Origin of the sequence: Nonomuraea sp. NPDC049709 (genome assembly GCF_040674815.1) — a bacterium.
GTDB lineage: Bacteria > Actinomycetota > Actinomycetes > Streptosporangiales > Streptosporangiaceae > Nonomuraea.
Genome location: NZ_JBFANM010000062.1, coordinates 42472 through 60364, shown reverse-complemented (window position 1 = coordinate 60364; position 17893 = coordinate 42472). Strand labels below are relative to the sequence as shown.

Sequence of the window (17893 nt, the reverse complement as noted above, 5' to 3'; positions counted from 1 at the left end):
CATGACGAGGAAGAACCGAACCGTGTACGGTGCCGTGGCGCCGAAGCTGGCCGGCGTGGGCCTGGCCGTGGCCGCCCTGGTGGGCGCGTCCCTGCCGTTGGCGCCGCCCGCCGTCGCCCAGCCCGCGAACGCGCACTGCGGCACCTCCACCGGGGACACCGGCGCATCCGCGTGGACCAGCCATGCCGAGCTGCGCGAAGAGCTCCAGCGGCTGGAGTCGCAACGCTCCGGCGTCCTCGACGTGACACAGATCGGCACGTCCAACCGCGGGCGTGAGATCTGGGCGGCGCGGACCGGCACCGGCCCCAAGGTCGTGCTGATCACCAGCGAGATCCACGGCAACGAGAAGACCGGCACCGACGCCGTGCTCTCCCTGCTGCGCGACATGACGGCCGGCACGCCGGCGGCCGAGCGCCTGCGCTCGCTGGTCACGCTGGTCGCCGTGCCCAAGATGAACCCGGACGGCGCGGAGCTCGACCGGCGGGGCAACGACCGCACCTGGGCCGAGGTCGTCGCGGACTTCCCGCAGCTGGCGGGGGCGCAGCCGGCGTGGAACTACTACAACCAGCCGCGTACGGGAGACGACTACGCGACGCGACCTGGCTTCGACGTCAACCGCGACTACCACCCGGACCTGAACTACGTGCCGCGGGCGGAGGACTTCCCCGGCTCCTCCTCCGAGCCGGGCTGGTACATCCATCCGGAGTCCAGGGCGGTCAGGGACCTGTACAAGTCGCTGAAAGCGGAGTTCGGCGCCGTCGACACCTACCTCGACCTGCACCACCAGGGCCCGTGCGACCTCGACGAGAGCGGGGAGGACCAGGTGACCATGTCGCTGTCCGGCAAGTTCGTCGACGTGGAGAACCACCAGGAGTACAACCAGGGCTACCGGCTCGACTACTCCAAGCGGCTCACCCTGGCCGCGTACGACGCCCTGTCGCGCCGCGGGCAGTCGCCGTTCGGATCGTTGACCCTCTACCCGCAGGACATCGACCTGCCCGGCACCGGGCTCGGCTCGTTCGCGCTCAACGGCTCGGGCACCGTGCTGTTCGAGGTGCGCGGGCAGACCCAGACGTGGGGCGCCAAGCAGCGCGGGCAACTGGTGCAGACCGTCGCCAACGGACTCGACGCCATCATCGAGGCCCTGGGCACCGGTGCGGTGAACCAGATCGACCCCGCCCGATACGACGACATCCCGGAGACCCAGGACTGATCAGGCCGACGGGGACCTGTCTCCCCTCCCCCGCTCCTTCGCCGACCATTCGTTTCCGTCGGCGCTGAGCAACGTCCGCGTGTGCCGAATTCGCACGCGGACGTTGCCGCCGATCGGGGGAAGCTCGGTGGCGAGCAGGTCGCCGGGGTGCAGGCAGGTCAGCGGGCCGCTGGAGGTGTCGACGTCGACGCGGGTGGCGATGCCGAGTGCGACGGTCCGGCGCAGCGTTCCGGTCACCGGCCGTACGTCATCGCTCGGGCCGGCGGGGCCGTCGGACGCCTCGAGGATGAGGTGGGTGTGCTCGGGCCTTGCCACGAGGGTGTGCGTCCGGCCGGTGAGAGCCGGCGGGAGGATGTTGGTGTAACCGAGCAGCCGGGCCGTGCCGGCGTCGGTGGGGTGGTCCAGCACCTCGGCGGTCGGGCCGTGCTGGCGGATCCGGCCGCCGATCAGCAGCGCGGTGTCCTCGGCCAGGGCGAGGGCCTCCTGCCGATCGTGGGTGACCAGGATCGTGGCGGTGGGCTGTCCGGTCAGCGCGGCGCGCAGGTCGGCGATCAGGTCGGCGCGGGTGGTGCCGTCCAGCCCGCTGAACGGCTCATCGAGCAGCAGCACCCGAGGTCCGACGGCGAGCGCGCGGGTGATGCTGACCCGCTGGGCCTCACCGATCGACAGGGTACGGGTATCCCGGCCGGCGAACGGGCCGAGGCCGAGCGCCTCGATCCACGGCCATGCGCGCATGCGGGCCTCGCGGCGGCTCATGCCGCGGAACCGCAGTCCGCTGATCACGTTGGCGGCCACCGTGCCACGGCGCAGGATCGGCCGTTGCAGCACGGCCGCGATCGCGTGGCGCATCAGTGGCCGGGTCGCGGGACGACCATCGAGCAGGATCTGTCCGGTGACACGGTGGCTGCTGAGCAGGCCCAGCGCGCGCAGCAGGGTGGACTTGCCGGCTCCGTTGGGACCCAGCACGGCCAGCGTGCGTCCCGAGGCGACATCCAGCTCCGGCACGCTGAGCAGCTCGCGGTCGCCGGCGCGCACGCGCAGGTCTCGGCACCCGATCCCGGTGCTCAGGCCGCTCACCGCGGCGCTGTCCGTTGCTGCTGGATCAGGGTCAGCGACAGGTTCACGCCGAACGCGATCGACAGCAGGATCATGCCGAACGCGATTGCCAGCGAGAACTGGCCCCGGCTCGTGGCCAGCACCGCGGCGGTGGTCAGCACCCGGGTCTGTCCGGCCAGGTTGCCCCCGACCATCTGCGCGGCCCCGACCTCGCTCACCACCGCGCCGAAGGCGGCCATCGCCCCGGCCAGCAGCGGCAACCTGGCCTCGCCCAGCAGCGCCGCGAACGCACGGATGGGACTCGCTCCCAGAGCCTGCATCTGCACGCGGAAGTCGGGATCGACCTGTTGCAGTGCGGCCGCGACCAGTGCGATCACGATCGGGGTGGCGATCGCGGCCTGGGCGATGATCATCGCGGTGGGTGTGTAGAGCAGCCCGAGACCGCCCAGCGGCCCGCTGCGCCACAGCAGCACGGTGACGAACAGCCCGACCACCACCGGCGGCATGCCCATGCCGGTATTGGCCGCCGCCAGCAGCAGCCGCCGGCCCGGAAAGCGGGCCAGCGCCACGATCGCACCCAGCGGCAATCCCATCAGCAGGGCGATCGCGGTCGCGGTCAACGAGACGCGCAGGGTCAGCGCGATGATCGACCAGCTGTCCTCGTCCCCGGAGAGCAGCAGCTCGATCGCGTCCACCAACCCGTCGAACAGCACATCCATCGAATGACCTCCCCGGCTGTGCTCACTGGCCCAGCGTCGCTTCGTCCTTGCCGGCGTCCGGGGTGAACAACGGCCGGCCGAACTCCGTCCGCCCGAACTCGCCGATGAGCCGCTGCGCGGGCGCGGCGACGATCCAGTCGGCGAACGCCTTCGCGCCGTCGGGCTGCACCCGGCTTCCCGCCTTCGCGGTCATCTCGATGACGTGATAGACGTTCAGCAGGCCCGGGTCCCCCTCGCTGAGCACCTCCAGTTCCAAGGTGCCGCGCTGGGTGAGATAGGTGGCCCGGTCCGACACGGTGTAGCCGGCCTTCTCACTGGCGACCCGCAGCGTCGCGCCCATGCCCTGACCGGTGGACTGGTACCAGGAGCCGCCCGGAGTCACCCCGGCCCGGGACCAGAGGTCCTTCTCCCTGGAATGCGTACCCGACTCATCGCCCCGGGAGATGAACACCGCCTGTGCGGTGGCAATCTTCTTCATCGCGTTCGTGCTGCTCGTACCCCGTACTTCGGCCGGGTCGGCCTTCGGGCCGAGCAGCACGAAGTCGTTGTGCATCACCAGCCGCCGGGAGCCGGCGCTGCCCTCGGCGACGAACTTCTCCTCCGCCGCGGGGGAATGCACCAGCAACACGTCGGCCTCCCCGCGACGGCCCAGCTCGATGGCCTGCCCGCTACCGACAGCCACGGTCTTGACCTGCCAGCCGCTGTCGCGGGTGAACGCCGGCAACAGCTCGTCGAGCAACCCGCTGTCCTGGGTGCTGGTCGTGGTGGCCAGGATCAGCGACTTCTCGGCCGGCCCGCTGGAGGAGGGGGCGGTCCCGCACCCGGCCAGTAAGGCTGCCGCGAACCACGCGAAACCGATCAGGACCTGTCTACGCATGACTGTGACCCTATCTGTGCTACTTCAGAGCAGTGCAAGGGTAAATTATGGAACGTGACCCGATATCGGGAAATTTGCATCGATCTCGCCCAGCGGATCAGCGCGGGGACCCTCCACCCCGGTGACGAGTTGCCGGGGGTTCGCGATATCGCCCAGCAGTGGGACACCACCGCCTCCACCGTCAGCCGGGCGCAGCGCCGGCTGGCCGACGTCGGAGTGCTCGAGTTGGCCGAGCGTCGACGTGCACGCGTAGCCCCCGGCGCCACGCTCGCTGCCCGGCGCTTCCTGCACGGGGATCTGGTCTTCACCCTCGCCGGCAGCGACGATCCCGCTCTCGATCTCCTCGCCGGCGCGCTGCACGGCAAGCTGAAAATCGCCACCCGCGACGGCAGCGTCACCGGCCTCGCCGCGGTGCGCCAGGCTCGCGCCGACGGCGCGGCGATCCATCTGCTGCACCACACCGGCGTCTACAACGCGCCTTTCGCGCTCGGCATGCTGCGCGGCCTGGACCCGCACCTGATCCACCTCTGGCGGCGCGAGCAGGGGCTGATCGTGCTGCCGGGCAACCCCCACCGCATCACCGGCATAGGCGATGTCGCAAAGCGGCGGGTCTCCACCCGGCACCCGGGCACCGGGACCCGAATCCTGCTGGACCGGCTGCTCCTCGCCGCCGGTCACGACCCGGACAGCCTCCGGGGACCGCAGGTCGGAACCCATCTGGAGGTGGGCCTGGCCGTCGCCACCGGCACCGTGGACGTCGGCCTCGGAATCCGCTCGGCCGCTACCGAGCTGGACCTTGAGTTCATCCCCCTGACCTGGGAGGACTTCGACATCGGGCTGGTCGGGAACGCCCTCGACCCGGCCGCTCATCTCATTGCCGCCCTGCAGACGCCGGCCCTGCGTGAAAGGATCTCCGCACTCGGCGGCTACGACACCTCCAGATCCGGCGACGTCACGAAACTCTCCGACTAGGTGCGCAGTCCGGCGGCGTCATGCGGTGCCACGGGCGTCATCGGGAAAGCCTGAGTGTCACGCCGGCGGCCGGGCGAGTTTGGCGGCCACGGCGTCGAGGACCCAGTCCAGGCCGGTCGCGAAGGACGTCTCGGCGTCCACCTCCGTGCCGTCGTGCACGAACTTGGCCAGCGCCGGGAAGCGGCCCGTGGCCAGCATCCTGCTCACATGCGGGCCGGAGGCGCGCTGCCACTCGCGCTTGGACAGGCCCGTGGCGCGCTCGGCCCGCAGGTTCGCGACCTCGCGCCTGATCGCGCCGGTGAAGTAGGCGCTGACGGTCTCCACGGCGCGCATGACGGTGCCGAGGTCGGCGAGACCGTCGAGGGCGGCCAGCGTGGCCTCGGTCACGGCGAGGGCGTTCGGGCCCAGGGCCGGACGGCCGCCGAGCAGATCGGCCAGCCATTCGTGACGGAGGGTGGCCTGCCTGGTGCGGTGAGCGCGGACGCGCAGCGCCTCCCGCCAGTCGGCGGGCTGCTCCTCGGGGAGGATCTCGGCGTGGACCTCGTCCACCATGAGGTCGAACAGCTCCTCCTTGGTGGAGATGTATCCGTACAGGCGCATCGGGCCGGCGTCCAGCCGGGCGGCGACCTTGCGCAACGACACCGCCTCCAGCCCGCCCTCGTCGGCCAGGGCGATGGCGGCGGCGACGATCCGCTCCCGGTCGAGCGGCGCGGGTCGAGTCGGCGGCTCTGGCCGGTCCCACACAGTCATGCGTACATCGTACTGTTGCGATACACCATCTCAGCGAAATACAGTGTATCGACGTGAGACACCGTATCGCCGTGGTTGGAGGCGGCCCCGCCGGCCTCACCTTCGCCCGCGTCCTGCACCGCCACCATCACCCCGTCACCGTCCTCGAACGCGATCCCGCCCCCGACGCCCGTCCCCCGGGCGGCACGCTGGACCTGCGTCAAGCTGGGCCAGCTCGCGCTGGGCAAGGCGGGGCTGCTGGCGGAGTTCCAGGCGCTGTCCCGTCCCGAGGGGCAGGCCATGCGCATCCTGGACACGGACGGGACCGTCCTTCGCGACTGGCAACCCCGTCCGGATACCGGGCCAATCCCGAGATCGACCGCGGGCAACTCCGTGACCTGCTGCTCGGCCCCCTGGACGTTCAGTGGGGGCGGGGCGTGACGGAGGTGGTGCCGGGTCCGCCCGGCAGTCTCGTCCGCCTCAGCAGCTCGCCACGGCTGCACGGGACAGCACCCGCACCGCCACGGGTTCCTTCCGGCAGACCCCCGGACGCGGAACGAAGCCGCCAACGCTGTGACGCAGGTCGACGACTACGCCCGGGTCGTATCCGCCTCCGCTCCCGTGGCTCCTTCAGTCCCCGGTCCTCGTGCGGGGCCGCGCTATCGCCGCGCTAACCGCCCGCCAACGCCCGTCCCGATAATCGCCACGATCGTCAGTAGGTAGGGGATACGAGGAGGCAGGATGAAGATGCTCATCGACAAGGCTCTGGCGCTGGTACTTCCGGAGGTGAGGGCGTCGGCGATATGCGCGTACCAGTACAAGTGCTTCTCGAGCGGCTGGCACAGGAGGCTGTGCTGCTCGTCTTCCGCCGACAACTGCTCGCCCTGGCAGAAGCTCGGCCCCAGCTGCCCGGTCTAGCGAGAAGACCCGCCACGCACCGTACCGTCAGAGGTGGGAACCATCGCCGCGCTGTCGCTCCCGGACGCGCCGATGGTCCGATCTGACGGTTGTTCATCGCTGACGGGCCGGGCTCCGCAGGGGCCCGGCCCGTCCGTGTCCTGGCGGGCACGCCGCCGGCTGCATGGGGATCGGCGGCCAGCTCCCCAACTCGTCCGCTGCTCGACCCGGCCGGCCAGAGTGTGCAGCGCGGTGGCGGTGGCGCTTACACACTTCACACGGTCACCCGGGGACGCCGTCGCCGGCCTCGTCGGGGGCCGCGCCCGCCCGCCAGCCGGCCGGCGGGCCGGGCGCTGCGCAGGCCGAAGGCGGAGACCGCCGCCCCCAGCAGCACCATGATCACCGGGACGACGAGGGCGGTGCGGTAGGCGTCCAGCACCGCGCCCGGTGAGCCATCGGCGCCGGCCGCGGCGAGCCTGTACACCGCCGGTCACCGCGGAGATCCCGACCGCCGAGCCGAACTGGGTGAAGGTGTACAGCAGGCCGCCGGCCAGACCCTGCTCCTCCTCCGTCACGCTGTCGGTGGCCGCGATGGTGAGCGGACCGTAGGCGAGGGCGAAGGCGGTGCCCGCGATGATCAGGGTCGGGAACACCGCCGCGTGCCGTACTGCATCGATGTGAGGCCCTGCTGGCCGCGGACCCGGACGCCGAGGAGCACTTCATCGCCGCCCTGGACCGTACGGACCGCCCCTTCGAGCAGGCCCGCACCGAACTGCTCTACGGCGAATGGTGCGCCGCAACCGGCGTCGCACCGACGCGCGCGCCCACCTCCGCGCGGCCCAGGAGACCTTCCGCGGTATCGGCGCCGCCCAGTGGGCCGACCGCGCCGCGGCCGAACTGCGCGCCACGGGAGAGACGCTCAGCCGCCACGACACCGACGACCTGGCCGCCCGGCTCACCGCCCAGGAGCTCCAGGTCGTCCGGCTGGCCGCGACCGGCGCGACGAACAAGCAGATCGCCGCTCAGCTCTTCCTCAGCCCCAAGACCGTCAGCCACCACCTCTACCGGGCCTTCCCCAAGCTGGGCGTCACCGTGCGCACCGAGCTCGCCCACATCGACCTGGGCTGAGTTCGGCCGTCGTCGACGGCCGCGTCAGGTGGACGAGACTCCCGCCGCGGCCAGGTGCCTCAGTCGCTCCCAGCCATCGTTTCTGGCGATCGAGTCCATCGGAAACAATCGCTTTTCACGATGGCGTCTGGCTCCTAACGTGGTCGGCATGACATTGACCACGTGCCGCCCCTCGTCGGCGGCGTGATCGTGGTGCTCGCGGTCGCCGTCTGTCGTGCGCTCCGGGTTCCACCGATGAATCCGGATTCCAACAATCAAGGGAGAGTCCAATGAGCACATTCGTGTTGATCCACGGCGGAGGAGACGTCGGATGGTCCTGGCACCTGGTGGAGGCGGAGCTACGAGCGCGCGGGCACGACGTGCTGGCTCCCGACCTTCCGGGTGACGACGAGTCGAAGACCCTGGCGGACTACGCCGACGCCGTGGTCGAGGCCGTCGGCGACAAGCAGGACCTGGTCGTCGTGGGCCACTCCTTCGGTGCGTTCACCGCCCCGTTGGTCGCCGCTCGGCTGCCCGTCGATGTGCTGGTCCTCCTGGCCGGCATGATCCCGACGCCGGGTGAGTCGCCGGATGAGTGGTGGGCCAACACCGGCTACCAGAGCGCGATGGAGGAGCAGGCCAAGCGCGATGGCGGTTTGACCGGCAACGCGGATCCGTTCGTGAGCTTCTACCACGATGTACCCCGGAAGCTGGCCGAGGAGGCGCTGAGCAAGGAGCGCGACCACCCGTCCATGGCCGCATCGGCCGCTCCATGGCCGTTGGATGCGTGGCCGGACGTGCCGACGAAGTTCGTGCTCTGCGGCGAGGACCGCTTCTTCCCGCCCGACTTCTTCCGCCGGCTGGCGCCCGAGCGCCTGGGCATCGTCCCCGACGAGATCGCGGGCGGCCACTGCGTCGCACTCAGCCGCCCCGAAGAGGTGGCGGACCTGTTGGCGGGTTACGCGGCTGCCGCGTCCGCCACCCGGACCGAGCAGCGAACCGTTCCTCGTGACGCCCGCCCTGGCGGGGAGCGTCAGAGCGGCGCTGGGCGAAGCTGAGACCGAGACTTCCGCACATTCCAGACCAGCGGCGACGTACGTGGCGATGGGGCCGCCCGCGCGCGCCGCATGACGCACAGCTCCTGAAGGCGTACGTAGTCACTGCGGCGGCCCGCCGGGGGGTGGGCCGCCGCAGTACGTTCACGCGTACGTGATCAGTCCCACCTCCGGCCGGCGGGCACCCGGAACGTGGTGTTGATGCGGTTGAAGAAGTTGGTGGTCGCGATCATCAGCACCAGGGCCCCGAGCTGCCGCTCGTCGAAGTGCTTCGCGGCCTCGGCGTAGATCTCGTCGGTCACCGCGCCCGGACGGTCGGAGAGCCGGGTCGCGGCCTCGGTGAGCGCGAGCGCGGCACGCTCGGCGTCGTCGAAGATCGGGTTCTCGTACCAGGCGGCGAGGTTGAGCATCTTCTCCGCGCTCACCCCGGAATGCGCGGCACTGGCGGTGCCGGCGTCCACGCATGCGCTGCAGCCGTTGATCTGGCTCGCGCGCAGATGCACCAGCTCCAGCGTCTGCTGCGGCACGCCTCCGGCGTACATCGCCTTGAAGAGCTGCTGTACGGCGCCCGTGATGTCGGGCTGGGTCGAGGCGTCTTGATACGCGCCATTTCTACTCCCCGCAGGGTCGTCGGATCGGTTGACGCCACTACGACGTGCCGCCGCCCGGGAAGGTAACGCGGGTGCCCGCGTTACCTTTGCGGCTCGCGAGACGTCCAAGTGCCGGTACCGAGGAAAAGACCGAGGAGGATCGTGACCGTGACCGACGAGGAAGAGCTCGCCGCCGCGTTCGAGGCCCAGCGCTCCTATCTGCACGCGATCGCGTTCCGCCTGCTCGGCTCGCACGCGGACGCGGACGACGCCGTGCAGGAGGCGTGGCTGCGGCTCGTGCGCAACGGTGCGGACGGGATCGGGGAGCTACGCGGCTGGCTCACCACGGTGACGGTCCGGATCTGCCTGGACGCGCTGCGCAAGCACGGGGTGCGGCGGGAGCAGCCGCTCGAACTGGAGGTCGGGATGCTCCCGCGGGAGGCGGTCTGGGGCTCCGGGACCGACCCCGAGGAGGAGGTCCTGCTCGCCGAGTCCGTCGGTCTCGCGCTGTACGTCGTCATGGATGCCCTGACCCCGGCGGAGCGGGTGGCGTTCGTGCTCCACGACGTGTTCGAGGTGCCGTTCGACGGGGTCGCGGCCATCCTCGGCCGGAGCACCGCGGCCACGAAGATGCTCGCCAGCCGGGCCCGGGGGCGGCTGCGGACCAGGGTGGCCGCCGCCGACGCCGCGGGCCGGGAGGTCGTGGACGCGTTCTTCGAGGCGGTCGGCAAGGGTGACGTCGCCCGGTTGCTCACCATGCTCGCGCCCGATGTGGAGCTGCGTGCCCAGACGCCCGGAGGTGCGGTCACCATTCGCGGAGCGCGCAACATCGCCGGTCAGGCGACGCTGTTCAGGAACGCGGACGCGCGGATGCATCCGGCGCTGGTGGACGGCGCCCCTGGAGCCGTCATCACCTTCGGCGGGCGGCCGGCCACGGTCGTGGCCTTCACGATCGTGGACGGCCTCATCACGGTGATCGGCTCCATGACCGACCCGGCCCGGCTGGGCCAGGTCGTGCCGGCGTGGGTGGAGTGAGGCGCGGCAGCGCGTCATGTACGGGTGAGCTCGATGTGACGTTCATACCCATGCACCGCAGCCCTCGTCGAGGAGCCGAGCGGAGGTCTTGTGGCGGTGCCTGAGGGCATCGGCGATCGCTACCGCGCCGGCCTCCCCGTCAGGTGACATCACCCACCTGTCCCGTCAGCTGCTTCCGGCCTGCCGAGGGCCGCCAGCTCCGCTTTCACCTGCTCAAGCGATCTGGGCGTCCACGTTTTGTGCTTCTCCGCCAGCTCGATCGACCGGGTCAGATACTCGCGGGCCTGGCCGGTCGCACCCAGCCCGGCATATGCCCGGCCCAGCGCCAAGCGCATGTTCATCGTCCAGATGCTGCCCTGCTCCAGGGTCTCGGCCAGAGCGGGCTCCGCCACCTCGATGGCCTCCTGCCAGCGCTGCGCGGCGAGCAGAGCGCCGGCCAGGCCCCCCAGAGCGAACATCCGTGAGTGCTGCGCCGCAGCGGAGGCGACCGGCTGTTCGTCAATGTTCCTCAGCAAGCTGCGGTACTCCTCGATGGCCTCCTCCTGCCTGCCGAGACGGGAGAGCGCGATCGCCACTCCGCCGCTGGCCCAGTAGTAGGTGTGGTGGTAACCGGCGGCTTCGGCCAGCTCTCGCCCCCGGGTGTACGCCCACAGCGCCTGATCGATGTCGGGGAGGGTCCGCCAGGCCTCGGCCGCGTTGCACACCGCGTCGGCCTGCTCCCTGTCGGCGCCGAGGCTTTCGGCGAGCCGGTAGACCTCCATCGCCCGCTCCGCACCCTCACTCAGCGCCGCCTCCCCGCGGCGTGAGTAGGCGGCGAGGAACGCCCAGACGTGGCGGTTCATGTGCCACAGCTCCCGGCGGCGGTCGGACAGCCGGGCGGCGGCGGCACGCGTCAGCCCGAACACCTCCAGCCAGTCGCCCAACCAGTGCGGCGTGTAGGCCGCGAACCAGCGCATCGCCTCACCGAGTCCGGCCACCTGCTCGTGCCGGTCGGCGGCGGCCGCCATCCGCAGCGCGGACAGCCAGGTGTCCCTTTCGGCCTCCAGCCAGGCCCGCGCCTCCTCCTGCGTGGCGAGCGGAACGAGGCCCTTGTAGCCGGGGGGTGGTGCTCCGTAGTCGGGTTCGAACCACCGCCCGGCCACGGTCGCGGTCTCCACCAGCCAGTCGGCCATGCGCCGCTCGGCCGCCGCTCTGGCCTCTGCGGGTTCCTCCTCGCGCAGCCGGTGGCTCGCGTACAGCCGGATCAGGTCGTGGAAGCGGTAGCGGTCGGCGCCTTCGTGCTGCAGCAGGCCCAGCTCGACCAGGTCATCGAGCTGATCCTCGGCCGCGAGCACCTCGCTCCGGGTGAGCACCGCGGCGATCGGCGCCGCGAAGTCCACCGCCGGAACCAGCGCCAGCCGCCGGAAGGTCGCCTTCGCCCGCGACGACAGCACCGCGTACGACAACGCGAACGCCGCCTCCACCCCCACATCGCCCACCGCCAGGTTCGCCAGCCGGCGATCCGCGTCCGACAGCCGCTCCGCCAGGTGTCGCATCGTCCATCCGGGCCGGGAGGCCAGCCGGGTGCCGGCGATCCGCAACGCCAGCGGCAGGTGTCCGCACAACCCCGCCACCTGCGCCGTCTCCGCCGCCGCGCGATCGGCGGCCTCTCGCACGATGGCCTGCAACAGCTCCGCCGACTCCCGCGGCGAGAACGGCGCGAGCGCGATCCGCGTCACCCCCTCCAGCCCGCCCAGCGTGCGACGGCTGGTCACGACGACCATCCCCGCGCCGGGACCCGGCAGCAGGGGGCGTATCTGAGCCTCGTCGGCGGCGTTGTCCAGCACCAGCAGGCACCGCCGCTCCGCCATGACCGCCCGCAACTGGCTGGCCCGCTCCTGCTCCTCCTCGGCGATCGCGCGCGGGTCCAGGCCCAGCGCCCGCAGCAGCCGGTGCAGCGCTTCGGCCGCCGGCATCGGCTCGGCGTCGACGCCCCGCAGGTCCACGTAGAACTGCCCGTCCGGGAACACCTCCCGCAACAGCTCGGCCGCCCGCACCACGCACGCCGTCTTCCCCAAGCCGACCTGGCCGTGCACCACCACGACCGGGGTGGGGCCGTCTGCGGGCGCCGCCCGCCCTTGCGCGCACAGCAGCTCGAGCTCCGCCTCCCGGCCGACGAAGTCGCCGAGCCCCCGCGGCAGCTCGTACAGCCGCGGCCGCCCCACGCGCTCCTCCCCCGGGCCGCTGGACCGCGGCCGGCCCGCCCTGGCGGCCTCGGCCAGCTCCGCCCGCTGCTCCTCATCAAGCCGCAACGCTTCGGCCAGGGCCTGCACCGTTCGCCGTTGCGGGCCGCGGCTGATGCCGCGTTCCATGTCCCCGATGGCCCGCACGCTCACGCCGGAGGCGTGGGAAAGCTCCTCGATCGTCAAGTGCGCGGCCTGCCGCAGGCTCCGCAGGAGCGGGCCGAACGAGTTGACCATCCATCCTCCTCGCTGCCTGCCCCCGGCCACCGGGCGGCGTGATCCAAAGTACCGGCGTGCCCGAGATCGGCGACCGGCGGGCCGTGCCAGGGGTGGAGTCGCCGGTTCTGCCTCCCGTCATGACCCGTTCACGGCCAGCATGCGTCCGCGCCTGCTGAACACCAGCCGCCCGGCCCGGTCGGGGATCGTGCTCAGCAGGCGCGGGCCCAAAGAATCACGCCATCGCGGGCGCCGGCCAGGATCCGGCCGTCGGCGCTGTACGCGAGCCGGTACACCACGTCGCGGTGCCCGGGGAGACGGGCACCCCGAGGAATGAACACGGTCGATCGCAATCTTCCCAGCCCGTACTCGTCACACTGCCAATATTCATCGACTGCGCTACCGGGCTTCCACCATTCCCGGAGCCTTTGTAACGCTCCTCACCGGTAGCCGCGTTCGTGGCCCATGCACGGCATTCGGCGTGCCGTCTCACCCGACTTCACGCAATGATCGCTACGTACGTGGGAGCGGAAGCGTAGGCTGTGCCGCTGCTCCCGTACGCGGAAGTCGATCTGACCACGACCGCGGCGATCTGTCCGAAGGAGAGGATGGGTCGTCACCGTCGCCCCGGACAGCTCCGCAGGTCGACGTCCTCCCCCGTGCCGACGACGGTGACCTGGGCAGGGCTGTCCGGCGTCATGGCGGCGGCCGTGCACACGATCTGCTGGACGGCGAGCGTGGACAACTCGCCGGCCGCAGCGGACGGGGTCACCAGCAGGTGGCCGGCCGGTTTGGCGGTCACCAAGAACGGGGCGGCTTGGGGTGGGACGTCGGTGGTGAACCCTTTCGCCTGTTCCCTCGCGGTGGGTCCGTCTGCCAGCAGCGCCAGCGTGTCGGCCCCGAACAGCGGACGGCCACCGGGCCCGGGCCGCGCCACCGGGCTGAGCCGGCCGTTCTTGACCAGGTAGAGAGTGATCGTCGTGACCGGTAGGACGTCTCCGCTCGGCGGGTCGCCGGCTTCGATGACGTCGCTGGGTCGCACGCCGCAGCCGGCCACGGCGGCGAGCGATACCAGGCCCGCGGCGAGCACGCGGCGGGCGAGTCCGGTCCTCACTCGGGGCCTCCCGTGTCGGTCTGCCCGTCCGGATCGTGTGCCCGGCGCGGCAGGCGCAGCGTGAAGACGGCGCCGCCATCCGGGGCGTTGGTGACGGTGAGGTCGCCTCGGTGCAGGCGCGCGTTCTCCCGCGCGATGGCCAGGCCCAGGCCGCTGCCCTCGGACCGGGCCCTGGCCGCGTTGGCCTTGTAGAACCGGTCGAACACGTGCGGCAGCACCGCTTCGTCCAGCCCCGGTCCGTGGTCGCGGACCTCCAGAGCGATCCAGTGCGGGTCGGCGGAAAGCCGTACCGACACCGGTGGCTCGCCGTGCCGCAGGGCGTTGCCGACCAGGTTCGCGAGGATGACGTCCACCCGGCGCGGGTCCAGCAGGGCCGTCACCTCAGGTGGCAGCTCGGTGTCCACCCGCTCTGACCAGCCCCGGGTACGCAGGGTCGCGCGCACCAGCTCGGCCACGTCGATCTCGTTCAGCGCGAGGGCCGCGACGCCGGAGTCGAACCTGCTGATCTCGATGAGGTCGTTCACCAGAGCGGTGAGGTTGAGCGTCTCCTGGCTGACCAGCCTGGCGGCCCTGCCGGCGGGCTCGGGCAGCTGGGCCGCCTCCTCGTCCAGGACGTCGGCGACCGCGGTGAGCGCGGCCAGCGGGGTGCGCAGCTCGTGGGACACGTCGGCGACGAACCGGCGCGCGTCGGCCTCCATCTCGCGCAGCTGTTTGACGTGCCGTTCCAGCTCCGCGGCGGTGTTGTTGAACGTGCGCGCCACGTCGGCCAGCTCGTCGGAGCCGCGGACCGCGATCCTGGTCCGCATCTCGCCCTCGCCCAGCAGGCGCGCCGCCCGGCCGAGCTCGCGCACCGGGCGCAGCACGCTCCGGGTGGCCAGCAACGCCAGGGCGACCGCGAACGCCAGGGCCACCCCGCCGGTGGCCCAGGCACGTGCGGCGAGCTCGTCGATGCTGCGCTGTTCGGAAAGCAGGCTACGCGCGGCATAGACCTCGATGCCGGACACCCGCGTCCTGTGGTCCGGCTCGGCGATCAGCAACGGCGTGCCGACGATCAGCCAGGGCATGCCCTCCCACACCACGCGTTGCCACGCCAGGCCGCCGTCGGCCACCACCCGGCGCAGCTCTGGTGAGATCACCGTGAGATCCAGCACCCTCCCGCCCGGCCTCCAGCGCCCCGGCGGGGGGACCGGCGAGTGCATCTCGCGGTAGACGGCGACCGCGAACTCCACGCTGGTCTGGTCGGGCACGGCGGCGGCGATGTCGTCGAGCTCGCCGGGGCCCGGCGTCGAGGTCCGCAACGGGTAGAGCGCCTGCACGCGGCTTCTCATCGCCTGGACCGTGGCATCCTGGGTCCGCTGCAGGATGTCGTTGCGGGCCTGGACGTAGAGCCCGCCGGCCACCGCCGCCGCGGTGACCACACACAGCAGTGCGAAGGCGAACAGCAGCCGGGTACGCAGCCCCAGGCTCGGCCGAGGTGACACCGGCGGCTCACACCGGCCCGAAGCGGTAGCCGAACCCACGCACCGTCTGCACGTAGACGGGCGCCGCCGAGTCGTCCTCGATCTTCGCGCGCAACCGCTGCACGCACGCGTCCACCAGGCGCGAGTCGCCGAAATACCCGTGCTCCCACACCGACTCCAGCAGCTGCTGGCGGCTGTGCACCCGGCCCGGCGTGGCGGAGAGCTCGAGCAGCAGGCGCAGCTCGGTCGGGGCGAGGCTGACCGGCACGCCGCGGTTGGCGACCACCAGCCCGGCCCGGTCGATGGTCAGCTCGCCGTGCCGCTCCAGCTCCGCCTGGTCCCGGCCGACCCGCCGCAGCACGGCGCGAATGCGCGCCTCGAGCACCCTGGGCTGCACCGGCTTGACCACGTAGTCGTCGGCGCCCGCCTCCAACCCGGCCACCACGTCCATGTCGTCGCCGCGGGCGGTCAGCATGATGATCGGCACCTCACCGGCGGCCCGGATGCGGCGGCAGACGGCGAACCCGTCCATGCCGGGCAACATCAGATCGAGCACGACGACGTCGGGCAGGTCGGTGCGCAGCCGGTCGAGCCCCTGCTCGCCGGACTCCACGGCGCGCACCCGATGCCCATGCCGGCTCAGGGCCAGCTCAAGGCCCTCCCGCACAGCCGGGTCATCCTCGATCAACAACACTCGCGACACGCCCCCGAGTATCACAGTACGCTCCGTAACTCGCCTGCCCGGTCAACCCCATCCACTGTCGGCCGGCCGTGTCCCCGCCTCGTCCGCGCCGTGTCATGGTTGTGTCACGGTCGCGCCGGCCGTGGTCGCCGTCGATAAACCATGACATGCGGCGGACAACGCACGCATATTCGGCGCCAATCGTAGTTCGTCATGAGCGAACCACGCACCATCCCACCTCGGCCCCGTGACCGGCTGTACGCGGCTGTCACGCTGGTGCTCGCCGTGCTCCTGCTGCCCGTGGCGTTCGCCCGCCATCCCGGCCGCGCCCGCGAAGTGGCCTGCCACTGGGCGTTGGGGATGCGATTCCCCGCCGAGGACCTCACCGGGCTCACCGACGGCGCCAGGGCGGCGTTCACCGCGGCGCGCACCGAGGCGCTCTGGCGTCACGGCCAGCTCATCGGCCTCACCTCCGGATACCGCGATCCCCTTGTCCAGCAACGGATGTTCGACGAGGAGGTACGCCGCTCCGGCTCCCCGGCCTCGGCACGAATGCTCGTGCTGCCACCGGCGGAATCCAACCACGTCAAGGGCATCGCGCTGGACGTGCGCCCGCACGAAGGCGCCCGCTGGCTCGAGGAACACGGCGCCCGCTACGACCTCTACCGCATCTACGACAACGAGTGGTGGCACTTCGAGCACCGCCCGGACAGCTGCGGCACGCCACCACGACGACGACCCCACCCCGGCGTCGGCTACGTCAGCTGACCTGACGCACTCCAGGCCATGACCTGACACGTACGTCAGGGTCGCTGCCGGCGGCACGCGGTCCCCAGACGGCGGCTTCCACGAACGGCCGGCGCCACCGCGGCATCGTAGAGGCTCCGTCGACACCTCAACTGCTCACTACCCGGAGGATCCGAATCCGTGGCGGATGTGATCGTAGACCCCGGCGTACCGCCGCAGGACGCGCAGGTGCTCAGAAAGAGCCGGCGCGTTCTGATCAAGATGCGCCAGGGATGGGCCCCCAAGCTGTGGCGGCCATCCTCCGGCCTGCACTACTGGATGCTGGCGGCGTTCGGGCCGGCGGCCTCCTTCGGCCTGCTGCTGAGCCTCGGCCTCATGAGCCCGGGGCTCGCCGTACTGCTGCTGGCACTGCTCGGCATCCCCTTGGTGATGTTGCGGCTCGGCCGCGACGACCAATCCACGGACGAGGCGGATGAGTACGCGTTCGAGCGGCAGGCCTTCGCGCAGCTTCGCTGGTACGAGGGTCGCTACGTGCTCGCCGACGACCTTGATGAGCCCGCCGCCCGGCTCCTGGCCCGCGCGCAGCGCGCCATCGCCACCGTGAGCGGCTCCCGGATCAACGCCGAGGGCCTGCTCGACGACGTGCGCAACGCGGTGATGCTGCCCGCGCAGGAGTGGGAGATCGCCCGCCTGCTGGCCAAGCTGTCGGCGCTGCGCGCCCAGCACACGGAGGTCATCTCACTGGGGCTCACGCCCGACGTGGCGGCCGTGGCCGAACCCTTGACGCAGGCGCTGAACAGCAGCGAGGCAGCGGTGCTGGCCCGGGTCGAGGCGCTGGAGCGGTACGCGGGCAACGTCGCCGACGCCGAGCGCGCGTACCTGGCCCACCACCAGATCGAGGAACTGCGGAGCCACGTGCACCAGTACGAGGAGCTGGTGGCCGAGACGGGGGCCGACGCGTTCACTGTGCCCGAGCTGGAGCGCCTGGCCGCAGACGCCGGCCAACTGGAGCAGGCCCTGAGGCGGAGCGTGAGCTCCGCCCGCGAGACCATGCGTCGTTTGTTCCCATGAGCTCGCCCGAGAGGTGCTTCTCCGCGAGTCGTCAGTGCGTCGTCACGCCCGGTTCACCGGCGCCCGCCGTACGGTCACCGTCGTCACCACCGCCGGCACTGCGCCATGCCCCACGAGCCCTCGATGCGCCG

General features: G+C 71.5%; 19 protein-coding genes. 9 read left to right on the top strand and 10 right to left on the bottom strand.

All coding sequences use genetic code 11. The features are described 5' to 3' along the window. Position 1: 1 nt before the first annotated feature. Positions 2 to 1213 carry a M14 family zinc carboxypeptidase gene (locus AB0J69_RS44450; RefSeq protein ID WP_364131180.1) on the top strand — a complete coding sequence of 404 codons (1212 nt, stop codon included), beginning with the start codon at positions 2 to 4 and terminating at the stop codon, positions 1211 to 1213. On the opposite strand, the gene AB0J69_RS44445 is transcribed toward AB0J69_RS44450, so the two are convergent. From AB0J69_RS44445 to AB0J69_RS44435, 3 genes are read right to left on the bottom strand one after another with little or no spacing between them, the layout of a single operon-like run. Next, on the bottom strand, positions 1214 to 2290 hold the full coding sequence (locus tag AB0J69_RS44445) for an ATP-binding cassette domain-containing protein (protein WP_364131177.1): 1077 nt from the start codon (positions 2288 to 2290) through the stop codon (positions 1214 to 1216). It abuts the gene before it with no gap. After that, entirely contained in the window at positions 2287 to 2988 is a 702-nt protein-coding gene (locus AB0J69_RS44440; protein WP_364131174.1) for an ABC transporter permease, read from the bottom strand. The genes AB0J69_RS44445 and AB0J69_RS44440 overlap by 4 nt, the downstream gene beginning before the upstream one ends. Before the next feature lie 22 nt (positions 2989 to 3010). Beyond that, positions 3011 to 3865: a substrate-binding domain-containing protein gene (locus AB0J69_RS44435; RefSeq protein WP_364131171.1), complete on the bottom strand. Its 855-nt coding sequence runs from the start codon at positions 3863 to 3865 to the stop codon at positions 3011 to 3013. Between the two features lie 54 nt (positions 3866 to 3919). Between AB0J69_RS44435 and AB0J69_RS44430 the strand changes: the two genes are divergently transcribed. Beyond that, positions 3920 to 4837, top strand: a complete 918-nt coding sequence (locus AB0J69_RS44430) for a substrate-binding domain-containing protein (RefSeq protein ID WP_364131168.1) — start codon at positions 3920 to 3922, stop codon at positions 4835 to 4837. A 57-nt stretch (positions 4838 to 4894) separates the two neighbouring features. Here the strand turns inward: AB0J69_RS44430 and AB0J69_RS44425 are convergent, their stop codons facing one another. Then, positions 4895 to 5587, bottom strand: coding sequence for a TetR/AcrR family transcriptional regulator C-terminal domain-containing protein (locus tag AB0J69_RS44425; RefSeq protein ID WP_364131165.1), 693 nt, complete (start codon positions 5585 to 5587; stop codon positions 4895 to 4897). Between the two features lie 53 nt (positions 5588 to 5640). Here AB0J69_RS44425 and AB0J69_RS44420 point away from each other — a divergent pair, with 53 nt between their 5' ends. After that, entirely contained in the window at positions 5641 to 6240 is a 600-nt protein-coding gene (locus AB0J69_RS44420) for an NAD(P)-binding protein (RefSeq protein ID WP_364131162.1), read from the top strand. 67 nt (positions 6241 to 6307) lie between these two features. After that, positions 6308 to 6484, top strand: coding sequence for a hypothetical protein (locus AB0J69_RS44415; protein ID WP_364131160.1), 177 nt, complete (start codon positions 6308 to 6310; stop codon positions 6482 to 6484). 253 nt (positions 6485 to 6737) lie between these two features. Here AB0J69_RS44415 and AB0J69_RS44410 read toward each other — a convergent pair whose 3' ends face one another. Beyond that, complete coding sequence (locus tag AB0J69_RS44410) at positions 6738 to 6947, bottom strand: hypothetical protein (RefSeq protein WP_364131157.1); 210 nt, start codon at positions 6945 to 6947, stop codon at positions 6738 to 6740. Between the two features lie 302 nt (positions 6948 to 7249). On the opposite strand from AB0J69_RS44410, the gene AB0J69_RS44405 reads away from it, so the two are divergent. Together AB0J69_RS44405 and AB0J69_RS44400 are read left to right on the top strand one after the other, a co-directional pair. Further along, positions 7250 to 7591, top strand: coding sequence for a helix-turn-helix transcriptional regulator (locus AB0J69_RS44405; RefSeq protein WP_364131154.1), 342 nt, complete (start codon positions 7250 to 7252; stop codon positions 7589 to 7591). Positions 7592 to 7860: 269 nt separating this feature from the next. Continuing rightward, positions 7861 to 8628 carry an alpha/beta hydrolase gene (locus AB0J69_RS44400; RefSeq protein ID WP_364131151.1) on the top strand — a complete coding sequence of 256 codons (768 nt, stop codon included), beginning with the start codon at positions 7861 to 7863 and terminating at the stop codon, positions 8626 to 8628. A gap of 155 nt (positions 8629 to 8783) precedes the next feature. On the opposite strand, the gene AB0J69_RS44395 is transcribed toward AB0J69_RS44400, so the two are convergent. Further along, positions 8784 to 9200 carry a carboxymuconolactone decarboxylase family protein gene (locus tag AB0J69_RS44395; protein WP_364131222.1) on the bottom strand — a complete coding sequence of 139 codons (417 nt, stop codon included), beginning with the start codon at positions 9198 to 9200 and terminating at the stop codon, positions 8784 to 8786. Positions 9201 to 9377: 177 nt separating this feature from the next. On the opposite strand from AB0J69_RS44395, the gene AB0J69_RS44390 reads away from it, so the two are divergent. Further along, positions 9378 to 10250 (top strand): sigma-70 family RNA polymerase sigma factor, encoded by an 873-nt coding sequence (locus tag AB0J69_RS44390; protein WP_364131148.1) that lies wholly within the window; start codon positions 9378 to 9380, stop codon positions 10248 to 10250. A gap of 149 nt (positions 10251 to 10399) precedes the next feature. On the opposite strand, the gene AB0J69_RS44385 is transcribed toward AB0J69_RS44390, so the two are convergent. The 4 genes from AB0J69_RS44385 to AB0J69_RS44370 form a co-directional block, all read right to left on the bottom strand. Further along, positions 10400 to 12709, bottom strand: coding sequence for a helix-turn-helix domain-containing protein (locus tag AB0J69_RS44385; protein ID WP_364131145.1), 2310 nt, complete (start codon positions 12707 to 12709; stop codon positions 10400 to 10402). A 595-nt stretch (positions 12710 to 13304) separates the two neighbouring features. After that, positions 13305 to 13802, bottom strand: a complete 498-nt coding sequence (locus AB0J69_RS44380; protein WP_364131142.1) for a hypothetical protein — start codon at positions 13800 to 13802, stop codon at positions 13305 to 13307. Next, positions 13799 to 15283, bottom strand: coding sequence for a HAMP domain-containing sensor histidine kinase (locus AB0J69_RS44375; protein WP_364131139.1), 1485 nt, complete (start codon positions 15281 to 15283; stop codon positions 13799 to 13801). The genes AB0J69_RS44380 and AB0J69_RS44375 overlap by 4 nt, the downstream gene beginning before the upstream one ends. Before the next feature lie 7 nt (positions 15284 to 15290). Then, positions 15291 to 15965, bottom strand: coding sequence for a response regulator transcription factor (locus tag AB0J69_RS44370; protein ID WP_364131137.1), 675 nt, complete (start codon positions 15963 to 15965; stop codon positions 15291 to 15293). Between the two features lie 192 nt (positions 15966 to 16157). On the opposite strand from AB0J69_RS44370, the gene vanY-N reads away from it, so the two are divergent. Together vanY-N and AB0J69_RS44360 are read left to right on the top strand one after the other, a co-directional pair. Further along, complete coding sequence (gene vanY-N, locus AB0J69_RS44365; RefSeq protein ID WP_364131134.1) at positions 16158 to 16712, top strand: D,D-peptidase/D,D-carboxypeptidase VanY-N; 555 nt, start codon at positions 16158 to 16160, stop codon at positions 16710 to 16712. Between the two features lie 159 nt (positions 16713 to 16871). Beyond that, positions 16872 to 17762 (top strand): hypothetical protein, encoded by an 891-nt coding sequence (locus AB0J69_RS44360; protein ID WP_364131131.1) that lies wholly within the window; start codon positions 16872 to 16874, stop codon positions 17760 to 17762. The last annotated feature ends 131 nt before the right edge of the window (positions 17763 to 17893 follow it).